Annotated in this window: 17 protein-coding genes; 2 read left to right on the top strand and 15 right to left on the bottom strand. The window is 40.6% G+C overall.

The window, feature by feature from the left end; translation table 11 throughout:
- Positions 1 to 21: 21 nt before the first annotated feature.
- The 3 genes from C1A09_RS03080 to C1A09_RS03070 all read right to left on the bottom strand — a co-directional run bounded on the left by C1A09_RS03080 (position 22) and on the right by C1A09_RS03070 (position 6,792).
- Complete coding sequence (locus C1A09_RS03080; RefSeq protein ID WP_101542245.1) at positions 22 to 2,976, bottom strand: SusC/RagA family TonB-linked outer membrane protein; 2,955 nt, start codon at positions 2,974 to 2,976, stop codon at positions 22 to 24.
- Between the two features lie 196 nt (positions 2,977 to 3,172).
- Entirely contained in the window at positions 3,173 to 4,951 is a 1,779-nt protein-coding gene (susR, locus tag C1A09_RS03075) for a SusR family glycan utilization regulator (protein WP_503092581.1), read from the bottom strand.
- Between the two features lie 35 nt (positions 4,952 to 4,986).
- Positions 4,987 to 6,792 (bottom strand): AMP-dependent synthetase/ligase, encoded by a 1,806-nt coding sequence (locus tag C1A09_RS03070; RefSeq protein ID WP_101542244.1) that lies wholly within the window; start codon positions 6,790 to 6,792, stop codon positions 4,987 to 4,989.
- Positions 6,793 to 6,908: 116 nt separating this feature from the next.
- On the opposite strand from C1A09_RS03070, the gene C1A09_RS03065 reads away from it, so the two are divergent.
- The gene (locus C1A09_RS03065) at positions 6,909 to 7,979 is read left to right on the top strand and encodes a M20 family metallo-hydrolase (protein ID WP_101542243.1); all 1,071 of its coding nucleotides are present in this window, start codon (positions 6,909 to 6,911) and stop codon (positions 7,977 to 7,979) included.
- 458 nt (positions 7,980 to 8,437) lie between these two features.
- On the opposite strand, the gene C1A09_RS03060 is transcribed toward C1A09_RS03065, so the two are convergent.
- The 10 genes from C1A09_RS03060 to dut all read right to left on the bottom strand — a co-directional run bounded on the left by C1A09_RS03060 (position 8,438) and on the right by dut (position 16,190).
- Positions 8,438 to 8,650, bottom strand: a complete 213-nt coding sequence (locus C1A09_RS03060; protein WP_101542242.1) for a hypothetical protein — start codon at positions 8,648 to 8,650, stop codon at positions 8,438 to 8,440.
- Positions 8,647 to 8,898: a hypothetical protein gene (locus tag C1A09_RS03055; RefSeq protein ID WP_101542241.1), complete on the bottom strand. Its 252-nt coding sequence runs from the start codon at positions 8,896 to 8,898 to the stop codon at positions 8,647 to 8,649. The genes C1A09_RS03060 and C1A09_RS03055 overlap by 4 nt, the downstream gene beginning before the upstream one ends.
- Positions 8,899 to 8,900: 2 nt before the next feature.
- The gene (locus tag C1A09_RS03050) at positions 8,901 to 10,070 is read right to left on the bottom strand and encodes a DUF4934 domain-containing protein (RefSeq protein ID WP_101542240.1); all 1,170 of its coding nucleotides are present in this window, start codon (positions 10,068 to 10,070) and stop codon (positions 8,901 to 8,903) included.
- A gap of 37 nt (positions 10,071 to 10,107) precedes the next feature.
- Entirely contained in the window at positions 10,108 to 10,422 is a 315-nt protein-coding gene (locus tag C1A09_RS03045) for a hypothetical protein (RefSeq protein ID WP_145998965.1), read from the bottom strand.
- 21 nt (positions 10,423 to 10,443) lie between these two features.
- Positions 10,444 to 11,583 carry a DUF4934 domain-containing protein gene (locus C1A09_RS03040; RefSeq protein ID WP_233519854.1) on the bottom strand — a complete coding sequence of 380 codons (1,140 nt, stop codon included), beginning with the start codon at positions 11,581 to 11,583 and terminating at the stop codon, positions 10,444 to 10,446.
- An 11-nt stretch (positions 11,584 to 11,594) separates the two neighbouring features.
- On the bottom strand, positions 11,595 to 11,903 hold the full coding sequence (locus tag C1A09_RS03035; protein ID WP_101542238.1) for a hypothetical protein: 309 nt from the start codon (positions 11,901 to 11,903) through the stop codon (positions 11,595 to 11,597).
- Positions 11,904 to 12,087: 184 nt separating this feature from the next.
- Positions 12,088 to 13,389, bottom strand: a complete 1,302-nt coding sequence (locus tag C1A09_RS03030) for a murein hydrolase activator EnvC family protein (protein WP_101542237.1) — start codon at positions 13,387 to 13,389, stop codon at positions 12,088 to 12,090.
- Positions 13,386 to 13,955 (bottom strand): DUF4292 domain-containing protein, encoded by a 570-nt coding sequence (locus tag C1A09_RS03025; protein ID WP_101542444.1) that lies wholly within the window; start codon positions 13,953 to 13,955, stop codon positions 13,386 to 13,388. Before C1A09_RS03025 ends, C1A09_RS03030 begins: the two co-directional genes overlap by 4 nt.
- A 37-nt stretch (positions 13,956 to 13,992) precedes the next feature.
- Positions 13,993 to 15,747 carry a tetratricopeptide repeat protein gene (locus tag C1A09_RS03020; RefSeq protein WP_101542236.1) on the bottom strand — a complete coding sequence of 585 codons (1,755 nt, stop codon included), beginning with the start codon at positions 15,745 to 15,747 and terminating at the stop codon, positions 13,993 to 13,995.
- Positions 15,748 to 15,758: 11 nt separating this feature from the next.
- Positions 15,759 to 16,190: a dUTP diphosphatase gene (gene dut, locus C1A09_RS03015; RefSeq protein ID WP_101542235.1), complete on the bottom strand. Its 432-nt coding sequence runs from the start codon at positions 16,188 to 16,190 to the stop codon at positions 15,759 to 15,761.
- 196 nt (positions 16,191 to 16,386) lie between these two features.
- On the opposite strand from dut, the gene C1A09_RS03010 reads away from it, so the two are divergent.
- Positions 16,387 to 17,712, top strand: a complete 1,326-nt coding sequence (locus tag C1A09_RS03010) for a deoxyguanosinetriphosphate triphosphohydrolase (RefSeq protein ID WP_101542234.1) — start codon at positions 16,387 to 16,389, stop codon at positions 17,710 to 17,712.
- A 17-nt stretch (positions 17,713 to 17,729) separates the two neighbouring features.
- On the opposite strand, the gene glsB is transcribed toward C1A09_RS03010, so the two are convergent.
- On the bottom strand, positions 17,730 to 18,716 hold the full coding sequence (gene glsB, locus C1A09_RS03005) for a glycine N(alpha)-acyltransferase GlsB (protein ID WP_101542233.1): 987 nt from the start codon (positions 18,714 to 18,716) through the stop codon (positions 17,730 to 17,732).
- Positions 18,717 to 18,802: 86 nt separating this feature from the next.
- On the bottom strand, positions 18,803 to 19,621 hold the full coding sequence (gene glsA / locus C1A09_RS03000; protein WP_101542232.1) for a lyso-glycine lipid O-acyltransferase GlsA: 819 nt from the start codon (positions 19,619 to 19,621) through the stop codon (positions 18,803 to 18,805).
- Between the last annotated feature and the right edge of the window lie 23 nt (positions 19,622 to 19,644).

Raw genomic sequence — 19,644 nt, 5'->3', positions numbered from 1 at the left:
TCTATTGAATGATTCAACTAATTATTTAAACCGCAAGGTCAGTCCCAAACTCAACTGAGTAGCTGTAGGATAGGCGCTATTTGTATCTACACCCGGCGTCAGTCCGTTGACAGATACAATAGAAGGATCATTACCGGAATATCCGGTGAGTGTAAAGAGGTTCTTGGCAGAAACAAATACACGCATACTTTCCAGTATCTTATTGGGTTTCGGAGTAAAGTTATAACCCAATGTCACATTTTCCAGTTTAAAGTAATCACCTTTTTCAAGGAAGAAAGAAGATATGACACCACCACCGGTAACAATATCCTTATCTTTGAGATAAGCGTCACGAAGTACATTATCCGTACCGCAGCCTTGTAATCCCATACCATACTTACGCATATTGAATATTTCAAATCCGAAAGCTCCACGGAAGAATATGTTCAAGTCGAAATTCTTGTAACGCAATGTATTACTCCAGGAAAGGTAAGAGGTCGGAGTTCCGTTACCGATATAACGTTTATATTTGGCATCGGCTTCCGAAACCGGCACTTTCTCTCCTTCATCGGTATAAATCAGCATTTTGCCATCTTCTACACCTGCATACTCGTAACCATAGAACTGACCGACTTTGCCACCTTCCTGAATGCGGAAGAAATACTCACTGGTACCTACCCCCGGTTTTTGATACAGTTCTACGTATGATGCTTGGTACATGGTGTTGGAAAGTACTTTCAACTTGGTTGTCCCGTATGAGTAGTTGATGCCGGAAGTCCATTCCACTTTTGTTCCCTTAAAAATATCACCGTCCACAGAAAGTTCGATACCCCGGTTCTGTGTAGTACCTACATTCACAAGAATGTTAGAATATACAAACGGTGGTTGAGGAGCCGTGTAATTATAGAGAAGGTCTTTAGACTGACGGTCGAACCAGTCAATAGAACCTCTCAAGCGGTTCCAGAATACGAAGTCGATACCGACATTGGTACTGATACTCTTTTCCCAACCCAGTTCAGGGTTGGCATTTACAGAAGGGGCATAACCTTTTACCCATTCACCGTCCATGAAATAACTGCCTTTAGTACTATACGTAGCCAATGACAAATAAGAGTCGAAATCTGAACGTCCGGTCACACCGTATGAGATACGGGGTTTCAAACTCTTCACAACATCCGATGCACCTTTCATGAAGCCCATGTTCGCCATTTCCCAGGCAAGGGACACCGAGGGAAAAGCACCCCACTTATGATCCTTTCCGAACTTGGTGGAACCTTCATAACGGATAGATGCCGATGCCATCAACAAGTTCTTCCAGTTATAGTTGATACGTCCAAAAGTACCTATCAGCTTGGCAACGGACTGTCCTGTAGCCATACCGGCTTTTCCGGCATTGAGGTAGCTACCGCTACCGATGTCATGCCACTTAATGTTATCGTAAGCAAAATCACTATTGGAAGCCTGTAAGCGTTCCCAACGGGAATTTTCATAGGTATAACCCGCCACTGCTTTGATACTATGATCGTCCAATGTTAGCGCATAGTTTGCCAACCATTCCAAACGTTGCGTGTACCATTTCTGATACGTCACTTCCGCACGGCCTTTATACCCATTCCAATAAGACTCTCCCGAGGTGGAAGGTGTGAAGTATTGTTGCTTCAAATCATTGTAGTGCAAAGAATAACTGATAGAAGTATTCAGCATATGTTTCTCCGAGCGGAGAATATTCAGTTTAGCTTCTGCCGTTCCCAGTACATACATGCGCTGGCCGTTATTATCGATGTCTTTCAACTCAGCCACCGGATTACGGGTTCCTGTGGGAGAAGAGGGCTGGTAGTAATTGCCATTATCATCATACAGCGGCATCGTGGGGTTCATGGAGAGTGCGGTATCAAACATACCATCATTCCCCCAGGTTTCATTTACCCGGCGTGCATTCAAAGAGCCGTTCAGTTGCAGGCGGTTGTCTATCACACGCTGTTCAATCACGAAACGGCCTCCATATTCCTCACGGTCGCTCTTCAGGTCGATACCGGTCGCTTTTTTATAATTGAAAGAAGCACCGTAATAACCATTTTTCGTACTGCCGTCTATGGATACGTACTGGTTGTTGTCGTAAGAAAAGTCTCTCAACAACAAATCATACCAATCGGTAGACGCACCGTAATCGGTACCACGACGTGAACGGCGGAACTCATCCGGTGAAAGGATATCCGGTCCGGACTTGGCGATATTCACTCCGAACCAACTATCGTATGTGACCTTTGCCGTACCCGGCTCACCCGCACCTTTCTTGGTAGTAATCAAAATCACACCGTTGGCGCCACGTGTACCATAAATCGCAGCAGAACCGGCATCTTTCAACACAGTCATCGATTCGATGTCTTGTGAAGAAAGGTTACGGATATCTCCTCCTGCTACCCCATCAATCACAATCAGCGGATCATTGGAAGCCGTGATAGACGTTGCACCACGAATTTGGAGAGAAGAACCAGAGTTAGGATTCGCCGAGGCCGTATTGACCACATTCAAACCGGCTACCTTACCGGTCAACATTTCCATAGGATTATTCATGGCTCCCTGCTGGAATTTACTTTTATCTACCTGAACGATAGAACTGGAGAGCTCTTTCTTACTCAACGAACCATAACCCACTACTACAACTTCATCCAAAGTCTGGAGGTCTTCTGCCAATACGACATTGATTTCACGCTGCCCTTTACAGGCTATCTCCTGATTTTTATACCCTATAAAAGAGAAGACAAGTACAGACGACGAACTGACGTCTGAAACCGAATAGTTTCCGTCAACATCAGTAATAGATCCGTTAGAAGTTCCCTTTACCATTACATTGGCACCGATAATTGGTTCACCGGACATGTCTCTTACAGTGCCTTTCACCGTAAACTGCTGTGCCGAAGCTGCCATTGTAACAAGTAATCCGGCGAGGATGAGAAAATGCCGGAAAAGACATTGCTTTGTTCTTTTTACATTCATAATACTTCGATTTTACATTAACAATAAGTTCCGCTTCCGTTCTATCCGGAAGGTGGTGATGCAAATATCAACAGTTATGAATATATTTTAAACGCAGACTAAAAGAAATCTAAAAATAGCATAAAAGATACCCCTTGAATATCAATAAGATAAACTATAGTAAAGGGGATAAAAAACTAAATCGGGAATAAGAAAATCAAGCCTTGAAAGAACCTATTTTCATCACTCTTTCTTCAAAATCATCCCGATAAAGAGATTTATTTTTAAGTTTGGAACGATAGGTATAAATAGTAGTAATGGAATAACGCAGGAAACTGGCTATTTTTGCACTATCCGTAATACCCAGGCGAATTAAAGCGAAAATACGCAGTTCCGTAGTCAGCCGCTCACCCTGTTTGGGTACAATGGACTCCCCTTCCGGTAACAAACGATTGAAACATTCCACAAAATCCGGAAAGATATTCAAGAAAGAGTTATCAAAATTACGATAGAACTCAGCAAGCTCTTCGTCGATGAATTGGGACGATTTCAACGTTTTATACAATTCTTCCACTTTACCGGAAGCGGCTTTTTTGTTCAACATCCGCCTGTAAGTTTCCAATTTATCAATGTAAGCGGAACAAAGCCCAAGAAACCGGCCGATATATTCTTCCTTGATACAATTTGTTTCCCGTAACGCATCATTCATCAGTCTCTGCCGATGGTTGGCATCCAGCAAATCAGCATTCAGCTTTTGCAACTCATTATTTGCGCAAACCAGTTCGGAACGGGCTTTAGCCAATTTCTTCATCTGACGGATAATATAACCAATGGTCAGGATAAGAAACAGAGACAATATACTGATTACCCATAAGAACACCTGTAGTTTTTTACGCTGCATCTCTTTCTCCAACTGATAGGAATGATCTATCACCGGCAACATTTTAGAAGCCTGCACATTACGCAAACGAGCATTATACAAGCTGGCATCCGCCATGCTTTTCTTCATATAATTATTAGCCCGTTCTATATCGCCCACACCATAAAGCAGTTCAGCCAATGCCCGAAGGGAGTTATTTTCTTTTACTACCCCTTTTATATCGGCAATGGCACTCTTGGCCAAATACAGTTTCTGCATGTCCGCCCGGTCGTCGTATTGATAAACAAAAGCCAGAATAGAAGTAATGATAGCGTATTCCCTGGTATCGGGAGCCACTTTGGAGAGAAAGTTCTCTAATAATTCTTCCGCCTCTTTCTGCCGGTTCTGATCGACCAAAGAAGGACCTTTCGTTATCACATACGGGTAAGTGTCTTGAGGAACCAAACGGAGAACAGAGTCACGATAAGCATTCATCTTTTTGAGATATTCAGGCCTGTATTCATCATCTTCAGCATACTCCGCATGATAAAGATAAATATTCTCAAAAGACATGTAATAGTCAATCAGCAACTTATCCGAAAGTTCCCTTTTATCGATACTTTCCAATAGCCTGACGCCCTCAGCATACAATCCGGAAGTGGCTAGAATATGCGCCTTGTTCAACTTCGACTCATTCAGCCAGTCCTGACGTCCCAGACGGGTAGCTATCTCTATGTTCCGGTTGATATAATGACGTGCGGAATCACAAATATAAACTTCATATTCATTATAAAGGCGGAGATTGGCATGATACAACTCTTCAAGAGAAAGTCTCTGATTTAAGACATCTTCTCTCAACAGAGCAATACGCTGCCGCTTTATTTCTTCATACTGGTTACCCCGCTCAACCAATCCATCAAGTACTTTCAGTAGCGAATCGAGAGAGGTTTGCGCATGAAGTGAAATACCCAAAATCAGACAGAGGAAAAACGCAATTATTTTCTTTAGGGCAAAACTTTTAAAACACATCCTGAACTTATCGAAAAATCTACTCTCTTTTGTATATACACAGAGAAAAAATTCTTCGACAAGCTCAGGATGCCAGATAATAGCATTAATATGTATTTCCTTTGTCATAATCTTCCGACATGTAGTCAGAGTACAAAGTTAAATTATTCTTCGTACATTGTATCAATCAGCTCCTTATAATTTTTGGATACAACAGTTCTTTTCAGTTTCAGTGTATTCGTCAACTCGCCACGTTCCATACTGAAAGGTTCGGGCAACAAAGTAAAACGCTTGATCTGCTCATAGTGTGCAAACTGCTGCTGCAAGGTATCGATGCGTGCACGGAACAAAGACTGAATTTTAGGATGTTGCAACAATTCAGCCATATCCTTATATTCAATACCCTTTTCCTTGGCATAATCTTTCACAAAACCATAAACAGGAACTATCAGAGCCGAAACGAACTTACGCTGGTCTGCAATAACAGCGATCTGGTCAATGTAACGGTCAATCGCCAATTTGGTTTCCAATGCTTGCGGACAAATATACTTACCATTAGATGTCTTGAACAAATCTTTAATACGCTCTGTCAGATACAAATTATCACCTTTCATATAACCCGCATCTCCCGTATGGAACCAGCCCTCTTTATCAATGGCAGCAGCAGTCGCTTCCGCTTTTTTGTAATATCCGGTGGTTATTGTCTTACCGCGAAGCAGGATCTCATTATCCTCACCGATTTTCACTTCAATATCCGGCATAACCTTGCCTACCGAACCAATCTCATAACCTTCGTTAGGGAAACAGGAAACAGTTGCAGTGGATTCGGTCAAACCATAACCCACCACCATATTGATACCTACGGAATGTACAAATTCACAGATTTCATCGGATACTGCAGCACCGGCAGTGGGAAAAAAGTTCCCGTTTTCAATACCAATGGTCTTCTTCAACAAGGCATAAATGGTCTTCTCATAAAACTTATATTTCAGATGCAATAACATCGGCGGAGTCTTCCCCTGACGCAAATAGTCAATGTTATGAGCTTTACCCACCTTGATAGCATCCAGCATCAAAGCCTTTTTCATACCGGTTTCCTGAGAAATCTTCTCCTGAACACCCGCATACACTTTTTCCCAGAAACGGGGTACGCTACACATCAATGTCGGACGAATTTCCTTGATAGTAGTCTGGATATCCGCAGGACGGAGATTGATACAAATTTGCGTTCCACGATGGATACACAGATAGCACCATGCCTTCTCAAAGACATGTGTCAACGGAAGGAAGTTCATGGACACGTCCTTATCTGTCATGAATGGCAGACGGATATCATGGATACGAATGGCTTCTCTATAATTGAAGTGATGCAGCATCACTCCCTTCGGTTCTCCGGTAGTGCCGGAGGTATAAAGTATATTGGCAAGGTCATCGTCCGAAGCACGTGCCATACGTTCTTCCACGACATCGTTATACGGCAAATCCTTACCCATTGCCAGAAATTCATCAAAATAAATGGAAGTCTTGTCACGAGGGTCACGAACCACCGAACGATCAAAGATGATAAGCTTCTGCAAAGATTGGCAGAAACCGAACACACTGAAAGCAGCATCGTACTGAAATTGTTCGCCTACAAAAAGGAAACGTATCTGGGCATCATTAATGATATATTGTGCCTGCGCCGGTGAACTGGTGGCATACAGCGGTATAGTCACCAGACGGTTGGCAAATGCTCCGAAATCAGTAAACAAACATTCAGGTTTATTCTGTGAGAAAATACCGATATTTCTTTGTTCTTCAACACCCAACGCTACTAACGCATTGGCCACTTGCCGCACTGTCCGCGAAAATTCATTCCAAGTGATGGGTATCCATTGTGAAATTTCATAGTCCCGGTATTTTAGGGCTATTTTGTCTCCATACTTCTCTGCCTGGCGATGCACCAGAACAGACAAATGATGATAAGTCATATTTTTAATGAGTTGGTAAATACGGTACAAAGGTATTAGTTTTATTTGAAACTATCTGTCTTTTTCAGGATTTATCCGTAAGTTTGCACACTATTAATCAAATATACAACCTGAAGATGACAACCGAACTATCTACTTTAGTTTCTGAGGCGACGGGAGTGCTCCAATCTCTGATTGCCACCCCTTCCCTAAGCCGTGATGAAGAAAAAGCGGCGGACTTTCTACAAAATTATATTGAAATGCAAGGTATGGTTACGGGAAGAAAAGGCAATAACGTATGGTGTCTTAGTCCAATGTTTGATTTAGATAAACCGACTTTGTTACTAAACTCCCACATCGACACCGTGAAACCCGTAAACGGTTGGCGGAAAGACCCGTTTACCCCGACTTTGGAGAGCAACGGGAAACTGTATGGGCTGGGAAGCAACGATGCCGGAGCAAGTGTTGTCAGCTTGTTGCAGGTTTTTCTGCAACTATGCCGTACAACGCAGGCTTATAACCTGATATACCTTGCCTCTTGCGAAGAAGAGGTTTCAGGCAAAGACGGTATAGAGTCAGTCCTGCCGGAATTGCCTCCTATCCGGTTTGCCATTGTAGGCGAACCCACGGAAATGCAACCGGCCATTGCCGAAAAAGGTCTGATGGTACTGGATGTCACTGCCATCGGACGTTCGGGACACGCTGCGCGAAACGAAGGAGACAATGCTATATACAAGGTTTTAAACGACATCGCTTGGTTCCGGGACTACCGTTTTTCCAAAGAATCGTCCTTACTGGGGCCGGTCAAGATGAGTGTGACGATGGTAAATGCCGGTACACAACACAACGTGATACCCGACCGCTGCACTTTTGTAGTAGATATCCGCAGTAATGAGTATTACAGTAACCGGGAACTTTTCGATGAAATACAACGGAACATCTGTTGTGAAGCCAAAGCCCGCTCTTTCCGTCTCAGTTCTTCGCACGTATCCCCCGAGCATCCATTGGTCAAGAAGGCCATCGCCTTGGGACGCGTCCCCTTCGGTTCGCCAACCCTGTCCGACCAAGCATTAATGTCTTTCCCATCTATGAAGATGGGTCCCGGAAAGAGCAGCCGTTCCCATACAGCAGATGAATTTATCTTCATAAAGGAGATTGAAGAAGCCATCGGGCTTTATCTGGAATTGTTGGACGGAGCTGAAATATAAAAGTAATTATCAGGTTATTATATAAATAATGTAATATCGGCGGTTTATTGTCATAAGCCGCCTTTGCTTTTTGGAAAGTAACGATCTCCTCTAATGGGAACGACGGTTTCCTCCTAATGGGAACGGCAGTTTCCTCCTAATGGGAACGACAGTTTCCCCTAATAGGAACGACGGTTTCCCCTAATAGGAACGACAGTTTCCCCTAATGGGAACGACGGTTTCCCCTAATAGGAACGACAGTTTCCCCTAATGGGAACGACGGTTTCCTCTAATGGGAACGACAGTTTCCTCTTAACGGGAATAGCAGTTTCATACCGGCCCCTTAGTTTCAATATAGCGAACAAATAGCTTCGCACAGTTGAAACTGACAAGTACAATAACACAAATAATAATCAAAGTTATGCATTGTATTAATCAGTCAATGTGTCTATCCACATCAGCATAAGGCAATATTAGAACTAATCTACAAAATAATATTTTTTGATCCGATGAATATATGATTCCGTCACTTTTTTCTCATCAATTTGAGGAACATACATGTTGTTTATTCTCATGTTTGTTTCTATAATAAAAAAATAGGGACGTTCTATATCCGGTATTAACTCATTCAATTCTGTACCAACATTAAATATGGAAAATTTTATTCCTGCCACTTTCTTAAACTGTTTCATGTATATATATTTCCGTCTGTATCAAAGACTTCCAACAGAGGAGACAACCGCTTACCATTATTTTCCAGCTCATAAGACCTTATTTTTCTTTCTATTTTATAGCCACTTGTTTTCACAGAATCCCTTTCATACAACTGTAAAATGCGATTACGTATAATATGACCGGTTTCACTTTGCCTATAAATGTAGACATTAAAACCAACAAGAAGTACAACAATAATCAGAGCCAACAAATAATTAACTTTCATTTCTACTTTATTTTACATCTTATAATAACCGGATTGTCATCTTCTTTCATTGCGTCAATTAATTTTATCCAGTTTTTTCTCTTGTTTTCATCGCTAAACGTGGCATTATCCAATGTTTTTCTCCACACCTTCAGAAAGTCAGCAGACAACCAAGATATAAAATAATTATCTTCCATCAAATAAACATGCGGGATGGTCAATCCACCTTCTTTTCTAAATCCCAGATATTTACCTACTTTGTACTCTCTCGTATTCTTATCAATCAACATATATCTGAATTCCTTACCGTCAACATAAGTACCCAACATCCACTTATCTGAATGTTGAAGATGGATAGGACCTCTCACACATCCATTTGAAAAGGCATAATCCATCAGCTGACTTCCACCATTTTTTTCGATAATATCCTGAGGAATATTTCTTTTTGAAAAAGTCAATGTGTAAGCCGGTTGTATAATATCCTTGTTTATCTCATAGATCGTATCATTTAGTGGGAAAAAAGCAAAAGAATGTTGACCTACCCTGCAACTTTGTTGCTCCACACCCCATGTTCTCTGCGATATGGCCATTTCTTCAGGAAAAGGTAAGGCGAACTCTATTCGGGACTTTTTCATATCCAGCCGATAAATATTGTAACAACCATATTTAGAAGAAAAATAATTAGATATCAAATAAAGAACATTCTGATACGCCACAACAAAATGGTGATTAGGAACATAATGTATATCATCAGCAAAACACTTATCTTTTATCCGATATACCAAATATTTGTCTTTATAATAATCTTGAATAAGAACCGTATCTCCGGCAACAATAAAATTGCGAAACACAGCATACTCTCCGGGACCATTTCCATTTCGTCCTATGCATTTAATAAAATTACCAGATTTATCAAACATGTACAATTTACGAGCCACATCAGGGTCAGAAACAAAAATGAACTGATCTGCAAACGAAATTTTTCCGATTTTTCCTATCAAGCAATTATCATTGGTCTCCAATTTAATAATTTCAATAGAATCGACTAGAATATCTGATATGTCTAAATCAAAACCTACTTGGTCGGGATCGATAATAATATCAGACACTTCATTCTGAACCAGATTTATTTTAGAATCAGCACATCCAACACACGTAATAAACGCAAGTAATAGTAATAATCCATTCACCATATCTAAAAATACTTAAAAAGGCATATATACTCTTTTGCTAATTCAATATTTCTGTACAGCTCCAACTATTACATGGTCCGTAGGCCCCATCACAAATTCCTTCTTTTCCAGGAACTGTTATAGTTACAACTTGATTCAACCCATCAATATAAACTTTTTTGGTATAACTGCAATCATGCGGCATTGCAACTTTCCAATCATCCTCATCTGTATTTTCATCATTAGCCAGACACTCGGTAGTAGATAAAACTAAATTCTTTAACTCACTTTGAGCCTCAACATTCAATGATACACCGATTGCCGTTGATACAACGATCATTGACATAAACCCAGCAAATAACAGTTTTCTCATAATATTAAAATTAGGCAACATTTATTCTTTCAACTTATATCTGAATATAATTGGATTATCTTCCTCCTTTGAGGAGTCAATGACATCCTGAATCTTTTGCTTATCGGACAAATTGAGGAATTTGGACTTATAAAAGTATGTCCTCCACAGTTTAAGAGACGAAATAGTTTCCTTAAAAATAAAATAACCATCCTGTACAAAAAATTCACCAAGCATTATTTTATTATCCAGTTTCTTAATACGGAGAAGCTCACCTGACATGCTATTCAACGCATCTTTATCCATTAAGAAATATCTAAATCCATTACCCAATGTGTAAATTCCCAACATATACTTTTCCGATTGCTGAAGATGAACAAGCCCGACTATTTTCCCTTCTTTCTTTATGGAATGATAGTCGTTCCCTCCGGTATTTCTCAAAAAAGAAATGACACATTGGGGTCTGATTCCAGATTGGTCAATTTCATAGATCGTATCGTTAAAAAAATAATGGGCAAAGGCTTTTGATTCATTGATATAGTCACATGGATGATTTAGCGCCACGCTTGATTGTTCTACCGTTTTCGACCTCACAAATGGTAAATAAGCACTTGTTTTTCCTGTTTCCAGATTAAACTCAAAACAATTATAATCTCCCAATGGAGATTTAAAATAACTTGAAACAAAATAAAGGTTATCATTTAATGTTACAGCTCCACTATGATGGGTTTTATAGTGTATATCATTCATAAACCGCCTTTTCACTATATCATAAACAAGATACTTATTCTGATAATAGTCTTGTATAAGCAAAGAGTCACCTTTCACAAGAAATTCTCCGATTACGCTATATTCACCGGGACCTGCCCCTCTGTTGCCAATGGTACAAATGAACTTTCCATACCTGTCGAACATGTATAGCCGTTGGGCTGTATACAAATCTGACACAAATATATACTTATCAGTAAATCGGATGTTATCTATCTGCCCTATCAAACAATCGTCTGTTGTCTCCAACTTAATTACCTCCACTGTATCTCCAAGTATTCCGGAAATATCCAGTTCGTTCATGCAACTGTCAGGATCTAAATTAAAAACGGGCACAGCAGATTGCTGTTTACCCTGTTGGCAACCAACGCTACAAAATATGATGCATAAAATAATATACCATTTTTTCATCATAACCATTTTAATTACAACTTTTCTATGCATGACCAAGAATTACACGGACCGGCATCACCATCACAAATACCGACTCTACCCTCAACAGATTTTTCTATTATGGAATTAGTATTCTCATCATAATATCTTTTAGTGAAATAACAAACATAAGCAGTTGCCTTTTTCATTTCATCTCCTTCAATCTCTTCATTAGCCAAACCTTCTAAGTGATTCAAAGTTAAATTTAAGACATCTTTATTTTCTTGATTGTTTTTCACTATATTTACGACTGTAAACAAACACAATATCACAATTCCACTAAACACATACTTGATTTTCATAACATTATTTTTTTAATTAATTTTAAAATTAAAAAAAACACACATATATACATAAAAACAAGCACAACTATTAACAATTTATCACATATAAGATGCGCGTTTTACATTTAAAAACAAATATTATTATGATATTTCACATATCTCTCGCTACAAACAAATTAAAATCTTAATATGACAGTTTTGATTATTTATTCAACCAAGGTTCCGGATTTAGTTTTTCTTTTTCCTTGCGCAATTGGAAGTGAAGCACAGTGCGCCCGGCATCGGCTCCGTCAGAAAATACCTGACCGATATTCTGCTTGGTAGTCACCACATCTCCTTGTTTCACAGAAGCAGAAGCCAGATTGCAATATACGGAAATATAGGCACCGTGGCGGATGAGGATATTAAACAGACCGTTCAGTTTAAAGACAGCGGCCACTTTTCCATCAAAGATGGCACGAGCCTGCGCTCCGGGCTTACCCTGGATATCAATCCCTTTATTATCTAACTTGACGTTGCGAAGCCCCTCTACCGAATACTGTCCGTAGTGACTGGTAATAATATAAGGGCCACTGATAGGCATGGGAAGTTTACCACGGTTATTAACAAAGTTACCCGACAATTCGCGATCGGCCTTACTCATAGTATAAACATCCAAAGGAGTAGCTTTAGTCTTTGAAGTAGTTTCAGGGGCTGATTGTCTGTTTTTCGCTCCTTCCTTTTTACGTGCCGCCGCTTCACGACGTGCTTCTTCTTGGGCACGTTTACGGGCTTTTTCTATTTCTTCGGCTATCAGGCGGTCAATACGATTATTAAGTTGGGTAGCCTCACGGCGTTTCTTCGCCAGTTCGTTTTGTATGCCGCGCTGTTTTTTCTGAAGGTCGGCAAGCAAGGCACGCTTTTCTTTTTCCTGAGCTTCAAGCTTCGCCTTTTCAGCTTCACGCTCTTTCAATAAACCTTCTTTAGCGGCTTTAACTTGACGCAACTCGGTCTTTTTACGGTTTACCTGCTCTTGTTTTTTCAGCACTTCTTCACCTTGCAAACGCTGATAAGTGGCATATTCACGTACATAACGCAACCGACGATAGGTTTGCGTCAAGCTCTCTGCCGAGAAAATAAACATCAGTTTTTCTTCGATGGAACGGTTCTTATAAAGATACTGAACGGAGGATTCATATTTTTTCTTCTTATCCTTCAATTCACGTTGCAAACGTCCCAACTGACGTTCCAAAGAACCCAACTCACGATCAATAGACTCCATATCACTATTAATGGTAAGGATGTAACGTTTACGTTCCTCGATTTGACCGGTCAACGCAGCAAGTCCGTTCAACTGGCTGCCTACTGTTTTCTTTGTAGTTTTCAGAAGTGTTTCCGACTCGGCAATCTGCTTTTGCAGGACACCACGTTTGTTTTCCAGTTCCTTTATCAGTTTATTGGACTGTGCCAGGAGTGAAAAGACAAGACAGAAACAACAAATTAAAACACAAAGCAAACGTCTCATAAGCTCATCAGCATTTCCAAGATTTCACCTAGCTCTACCCGGGTGTATTTAGAAGCCACTTGTGTAGGAGCCAGGGAGAATTTATTTTCAGAGAAATCAGATAATTCTATTTTACCTTTTTCAAGAGAAGGAATACCCAGTTCCTTACCGCTCAAAGTTTTCTTTCCATTAGGCTTGGCTGCATCGAAAAGCATCTTCTCCAAATGGGCAAAGTCCGCTTTCTTGGGCAAGACATCTTTCAGTTCTTTCCGGGCGGCTTGCACATAACGTTTACCCATACGGTCTATCAGTAATATTGTTTCTGGCGTTACCTCCAGACGGGCAACTTCCGTACGGATAATCGGCAGCTGGAAAGAGAGTTGCATAAGTTCACCGCTTATCAGTTTCATTGTCCCATTCACGGTAAAGACAGCATCTTTCGTGGGAACGGTCAGCTTCACTTTGGAAGAAAGATAACGGGTTCCCGGCAACACAGAAGTCTCCGCTTTACGGGTAGTCTTACAACCAGCGAAACACACCGCCAACAACAGGAAAAGAACCGCTGCATAAATATTATTTTGTCTCATTATCTTAATCATTAAAACATGAATAGATTAACCGTGATTAATCACCCATTATAAATTTCTTTTTCTGTATTTTCTGTCTAATTGTTTTGGATTTGCTGCCCATTTCAAGAGCTTGTTTCCAATATTTCAAGGCGCCGTCTACATCGCCTGTCATATAATAGATATCACCGCAATGTTCCACTATGACATCACTTTTTGCTCCGTCATTCTTCATTGCATCATCTATATAAAGGCGGGCCTCGGCATAATTACCTTTTTCAAAGAGTATCCAGGCGTATGTGTCCAGATAAGTAGAGTTATTGGGTTCGGCCTTTACCGTTCTATAACTCATTTCCTCGGCTTTATCCAAGTCACGGCGTTCTACCGAAAGATAATAGGCATAATTATTCAGCGCTCCGATATTCGACGAATTATAAACCAATGCGGAGTCGTAGGCTGCGTATGCTTCCTTGTTTAAGTTTCTGGTATGATAGGCATCACCCAGAATAGAGTAAAAATCCGATACTACCTCTTTCTTACTATTATCTGTTACGTGCGTCAATGCCTTTTGACAAACAGTAATGACATCATCCGTCCGTTCCGCTTGATTATAAGCGATAGCCAGATAAAAATAGAATTCCAGCATATCAGGATTAGCTTCAATTCCTGACTCACACAAACTGGTCACATCGGCATAATCTTCCTTACGTATCGCTTCACCAAGTAGCATCATCCGAGCGGCAGTATTGGTTGGTTCAATCTCCAACACTTGGCGTAAAACGGGTAATGATTCTTTATTCATCCCTTTGGAAAGGAGATATTGGGCATACAACATCGGCAGTTGCGCATCGTCAGGTTCTTGCTCCAGAATACGATTGAAAAGATTAATCACCAAAGTACTGTCTTTACTTTCCTGTTCATTCTGAACGATGAATTGGCGCATTACATTCAATTTAGTATCCGAAGCTACTTTTTTGTTTAGCAATAAGGTATCCAACTGTTGCTGATAGAGTTCCTTTTGACCGGTAGCATCATAATAAGAAGCTAGTGAGTACATAGCCATAGCATTATCAGGTTCTGCATCCAGCACCTTCCGATAGAGATTATAAGCTTCCTCTTTCTTTCCATTTTGCAGATAAACATCACCCAAAACAACCTGATAACGGGTATCCATGGGGTACTCGGCAACCAGACTTTCAATCTCATTGAAAGCGTTCTTGTTATCTTTCATCTGCAAATAGATACGGAATTTCTCCATACTGATCTGCTCGTTCTTACCCATCTTCTCTTCCAAACGGTTCAGAGTACCAATCACTTTATCATATTCCTCTTCCTGATTATAGATTTCCAGCAAGGCATATAGCGGGTCTAACTTACCAGAAAAGCGTGTAGTCATACCCTCCAATAGTCTTTTAGCCTTTTCCGTCTCATTCTGTTGCTGATAAAGATTGGCTAATCCCTGACTGTACCAATAGTTATCGGGATCGTTCTCCACCGCTTTTTCAAGAGCAGCTTGTCCCTGCGGTACCTGTTTCAGGTATATGTAATACTGCGCCAACTCATATAAAGCCGACGAAGCGTTCGGATTGATGGCTAAACAATGCTGAAGTAAATCAAAAGCAGCGGCATAATCTTTCTGAATTTTTAACCGGGCGGCTTCCAAAAAGAAATAATCATATTTGCGTTGCTGCTCAGGAGTAAGCTCCACAGTCATACCTGCCGATTGTACCTTTACTCCCCGACGGGAAGTTCCGCAAGAAGCCAACAAGGCACAAGCCAGTAAGCATACGATAGTTAAAATTCTATTTCTCATTTAAAACTTTATTATACACCAGTGTGTCCGAACCCACCGGTACCGCGTTCTGTTTCATCCAATACTTCAACTTCCAGCAAAGTAGGCTGTTCATGGCGAGCTATTACCATCTGTGCAATACGTTCTCCATCTTCAATCACAAAGGTTTCTGAAGAAAGATTTATCAGAATGATACAGATCTCACCCCGGTAATCTGCATCAATTGTTCCCGGCGAGTTAAGAACGGTAATTCCTTTCTTAATAGCTAATCCGCTACGTGGACGGACTTGCGCTTCATAGCCTGCAGGTAACGCAATGTATAACCCCGTAGGAACCAGACAACGCTGCATCGGTTGCAGGGAAATGGGTTCGGAAAGATTAGCACGGAGATCCATACCTGCGGACAACTCGGTGGCATACGCAGGTAACGGGTGTTTTGACTTATTGATAATCTGAATATTCATGATGATAATTATAAGTTACAAAAAACTGCCAAGTCAGTGTTTCCAACAAGAGTTCTTCTATTTAAAGGGCGAAAATACTGAATTTGAAGCAAAATAATGATACATTTGCAGTTAAATAATAAGAAACGATAAGTATCAATGCCAAAGCTGTAATTTTCAGCCTGTAACTTGTAATCAATAATTTGTAATTAACGCAATGGATTGGACCACCCTAATTTCCGCCAAACGGTTCGGCTTGGAAGAGTTTCATGAAGAACGTCGCGAGAACCGTTCTGAGTTTCAGCGCGATTATGATCGTCTTGTTTTTTCTGCTCCTTTCAGAAGGTTACAGAATAAGACACAGGTATTTCCTTTGCCCGGTAGTATTTTCGTACATAATCGATTGACACATAGCCTGGAAGTGTCGTGTGTAGGTCGTTCGTTAGGTAATGACGTAGCCAAAGCTATTCTTGCTCGGAAACCGGAACTTCAAAATTCTTACCTGCCTGAAATAGGGTCTATCGTATCTGCCGCCTGCCTGGCTCACGATTTGGGAAATCCACCTTTTGGACACTCAGGCGAACGTGCCATCTCAACTTTCTTCTCTGAAGGGAGAGGCATGGCATTGAAAAAAGATCTGACTATGGAGCAATGGGAGGATCTGACACACTTTGAAGGAAACGCCAATGCTTTCCGTCTACTTACCCATCAGTTTGAAGGACGGAGAAAAGGAGGTTTCGTTTTAACCTATTCTACCTTGGCAAGTATCGTAAAATACCCCTTTTCATCGAGCCTTGCGGGTAAAAAGTCCAAGTTCGGCTTCTTTACGACAGAAGAAGATAGTTTCCGACGCATAGCCGAAGAGTTGGGTATGAAGAAATTGAATGATTTTCCTTTGGAATATGCCCGACACCCATTAGTTTATCTGGTAGAAGCAGCGGATGACATCTGTTACCAGATGATGGATATTGAGGACGCACATAAGCTGAAGATATTAACCACGCGTGAAACGCAAGATTTACTTCTTTCCTATTTCCCCGAAGAACGGAAGTTACATATGCTGAAGACGTTGGAGATAGTCAGTGATGTTAACGAACAAATCGGATATCTGCGTTCTTGTGTCATCGGATTACTAATCCGGGAGTGTACTCAAGCCTTCTTGAACAATGAAATAGAAATATTAGAAGGAAAATTCAAAGGAAGCCTTATTAAACACATTTCCAGTTTACCCGCTTCTGCTTACAATCACTGCGCAGATATTTCTTTGGAGAAAATTTACCGCTCACGTGACGTATTGGACATTGAGTTAGCAGGTTTCCGCATCATCAGTACATTACTCGATCTGATGATTGAAGCTGTGCGTTCTCCGGAAAGAGCTTATTCGCAACTGCTCATCAACCGTGTGTCGGGACAGTATAATATAAAAGCGCCTGTACTCTACGAAAGAATACAAGCTGTATTGGATTATATTTCCGGTATGACGGATGTCTTTGCGCTCGACCTCTACAGGAAAATCAACGGAAACAGCCTTCCGGCTGTTTAACTTATCTGCCCGTTTAATTATCTACTGGGATAGAAAATTTTATTTGCACCGGAGGTAAGTTTACAAGCTTCCGGTTCACTTTCTATAAAGGATTGGATATGACGGACACGTTTATCTGCCAGTATCTCGTCCACCGCAATCAGTATACCTGTTTCTTCTACATCACCAAAACCATAGTTAATGGCAGTTCCAAACATACGCATAGTGGGACTAAGACTCATATAAGCATTCACCAAAGGAGGAATATTATAACCCAACTTACGTATCTCGCAATTCAATATCTTATAGTCTTCCTTGAAGGTATCTTTACAGAACAAAGCTGCTAAATCAGACTCTTTCGCTTCCATTTTCAACGGTTTCATCGGAACAATCAGATTATCCTTATCTCCAAAATGTTTCTTCAAGAAATAAAGAATCATGTCACGTCCCTGACGATGATAACTCGGATACATAGTTACTTTACCAAAGAAGTATTTCACGTTGGGCATAACCACAGTCAACGCCCCTAAACCATCCCATAAATTATCCAACGCAAATAACCCTTTACTACCGGCACGGGTAGATTGGTATTCCAAAGTAACGAATGAACGACCTAACTCAATTGTAGTGGGAAGATACTCTTTCAAGAACCTCTCCGAGAAATTGAACATGTGAGCCGTAGCCAGGATAGGTGCACCATGCTCATCAAAACGAACGTCCGTACCCAAAATATAGCGATACCCACCTAAAATTTCTTCCGCCTCCGGGTTCCATACAATCAACTGCTTGTAAGGATTATCCATGATATCATATTCATCAATATCCATCGACATTCCCGTTCCACCACCTGCAGCACGAAATGCGATTTCACGCAGACGTCCAATCTCTTTCATAATGTTCGGAGAGTCCTGAGCCGTAATAATGTATATCTGATTATTACTTTTATTCGTCATACGCAAGCGTTTGTCTTCAGTCAACTCGGCTTTCAACAGTTCTTTGCTAATCGGTGCAATTATATCTTCCATATTACTTAAATTGAGAATCAAGAAATGAAAATGGAGAGATATTCCCCTTTTTCAGTTCTCCAGTCCTTTAATTTCTAATTTTCAACCTATAATTTATATACAATGTCTTTTACATATTGCGCCCATTGCGCAGGTGTTTTCGACTTATCGAAAGTTTGCCACGGAATAGGTTTACCAATAGTAATGGTAAATGTTTTATGACGGTTTTTCAACATTTCATCTGCCAAATACAGCATGGCAATATTAAATTTTATACCTAATACCTTGCAGAGATTTGCCAGATTATAAAAAAAGTTGGAATTACGACCTTCAAAATGAATGGGCACTACATCACGATGTACTTCAACACTCTTTACAATGAACGCTTTCTTCCAATCCAGATCACGGATCACCCCGTTTTGGCGGCGGGAACACAATCCGGCGGGAAACATTATCAATTGATCATCGGATGCAAACCCCGCCTCAACCATCTTCGGAAAATCTTTTGCTTGTTTACCTGTTTTATTTATAGGGATGCAAAGCGGCGCTAATCCGTGCAGGTTCATCAACAGGTCGTTTACCATATATTTCACCTTCCCATTATAAAAGGACCCCAACACATAACCTAAAGCCACCCCATCTTGTCCTCCCAACGGGTGATTGGATACAAATGTGTAAAGCCCCCCTTTAGGCAAATTTTCTTCACCTTTCACTATCAATTTGGCATCTAGAAACTCCAAACAAGCTTTTAGGAAATCTACCCCTACCTTATCTTTCGACTCCATTAAAAAAACGTTCAACTCATCCTGATGGACAATACGTTTCAAATAGGATACGACAAATTTAGGGATATACTTTACATGCTTCGGAGCTTTTTCCCGAAGTACTTTATCAATGTCAATCAAAAATAAAGAGTCGTCAGCCATTCTTCTTACGATGAAATGATTGC

The sequence above is a fragment of the Bacteroides cutis genome (genome assembly GCF_900241005.1).
GTDB lineage: Bacteria > Bacteroidota > Bacteroidia > Bacteroidales > Bacteroidaceae > Bacteroides > Bacteroides cutis.
This window is presented reverse-complemented; position numbering and strand designations above follow the sequence as displayed.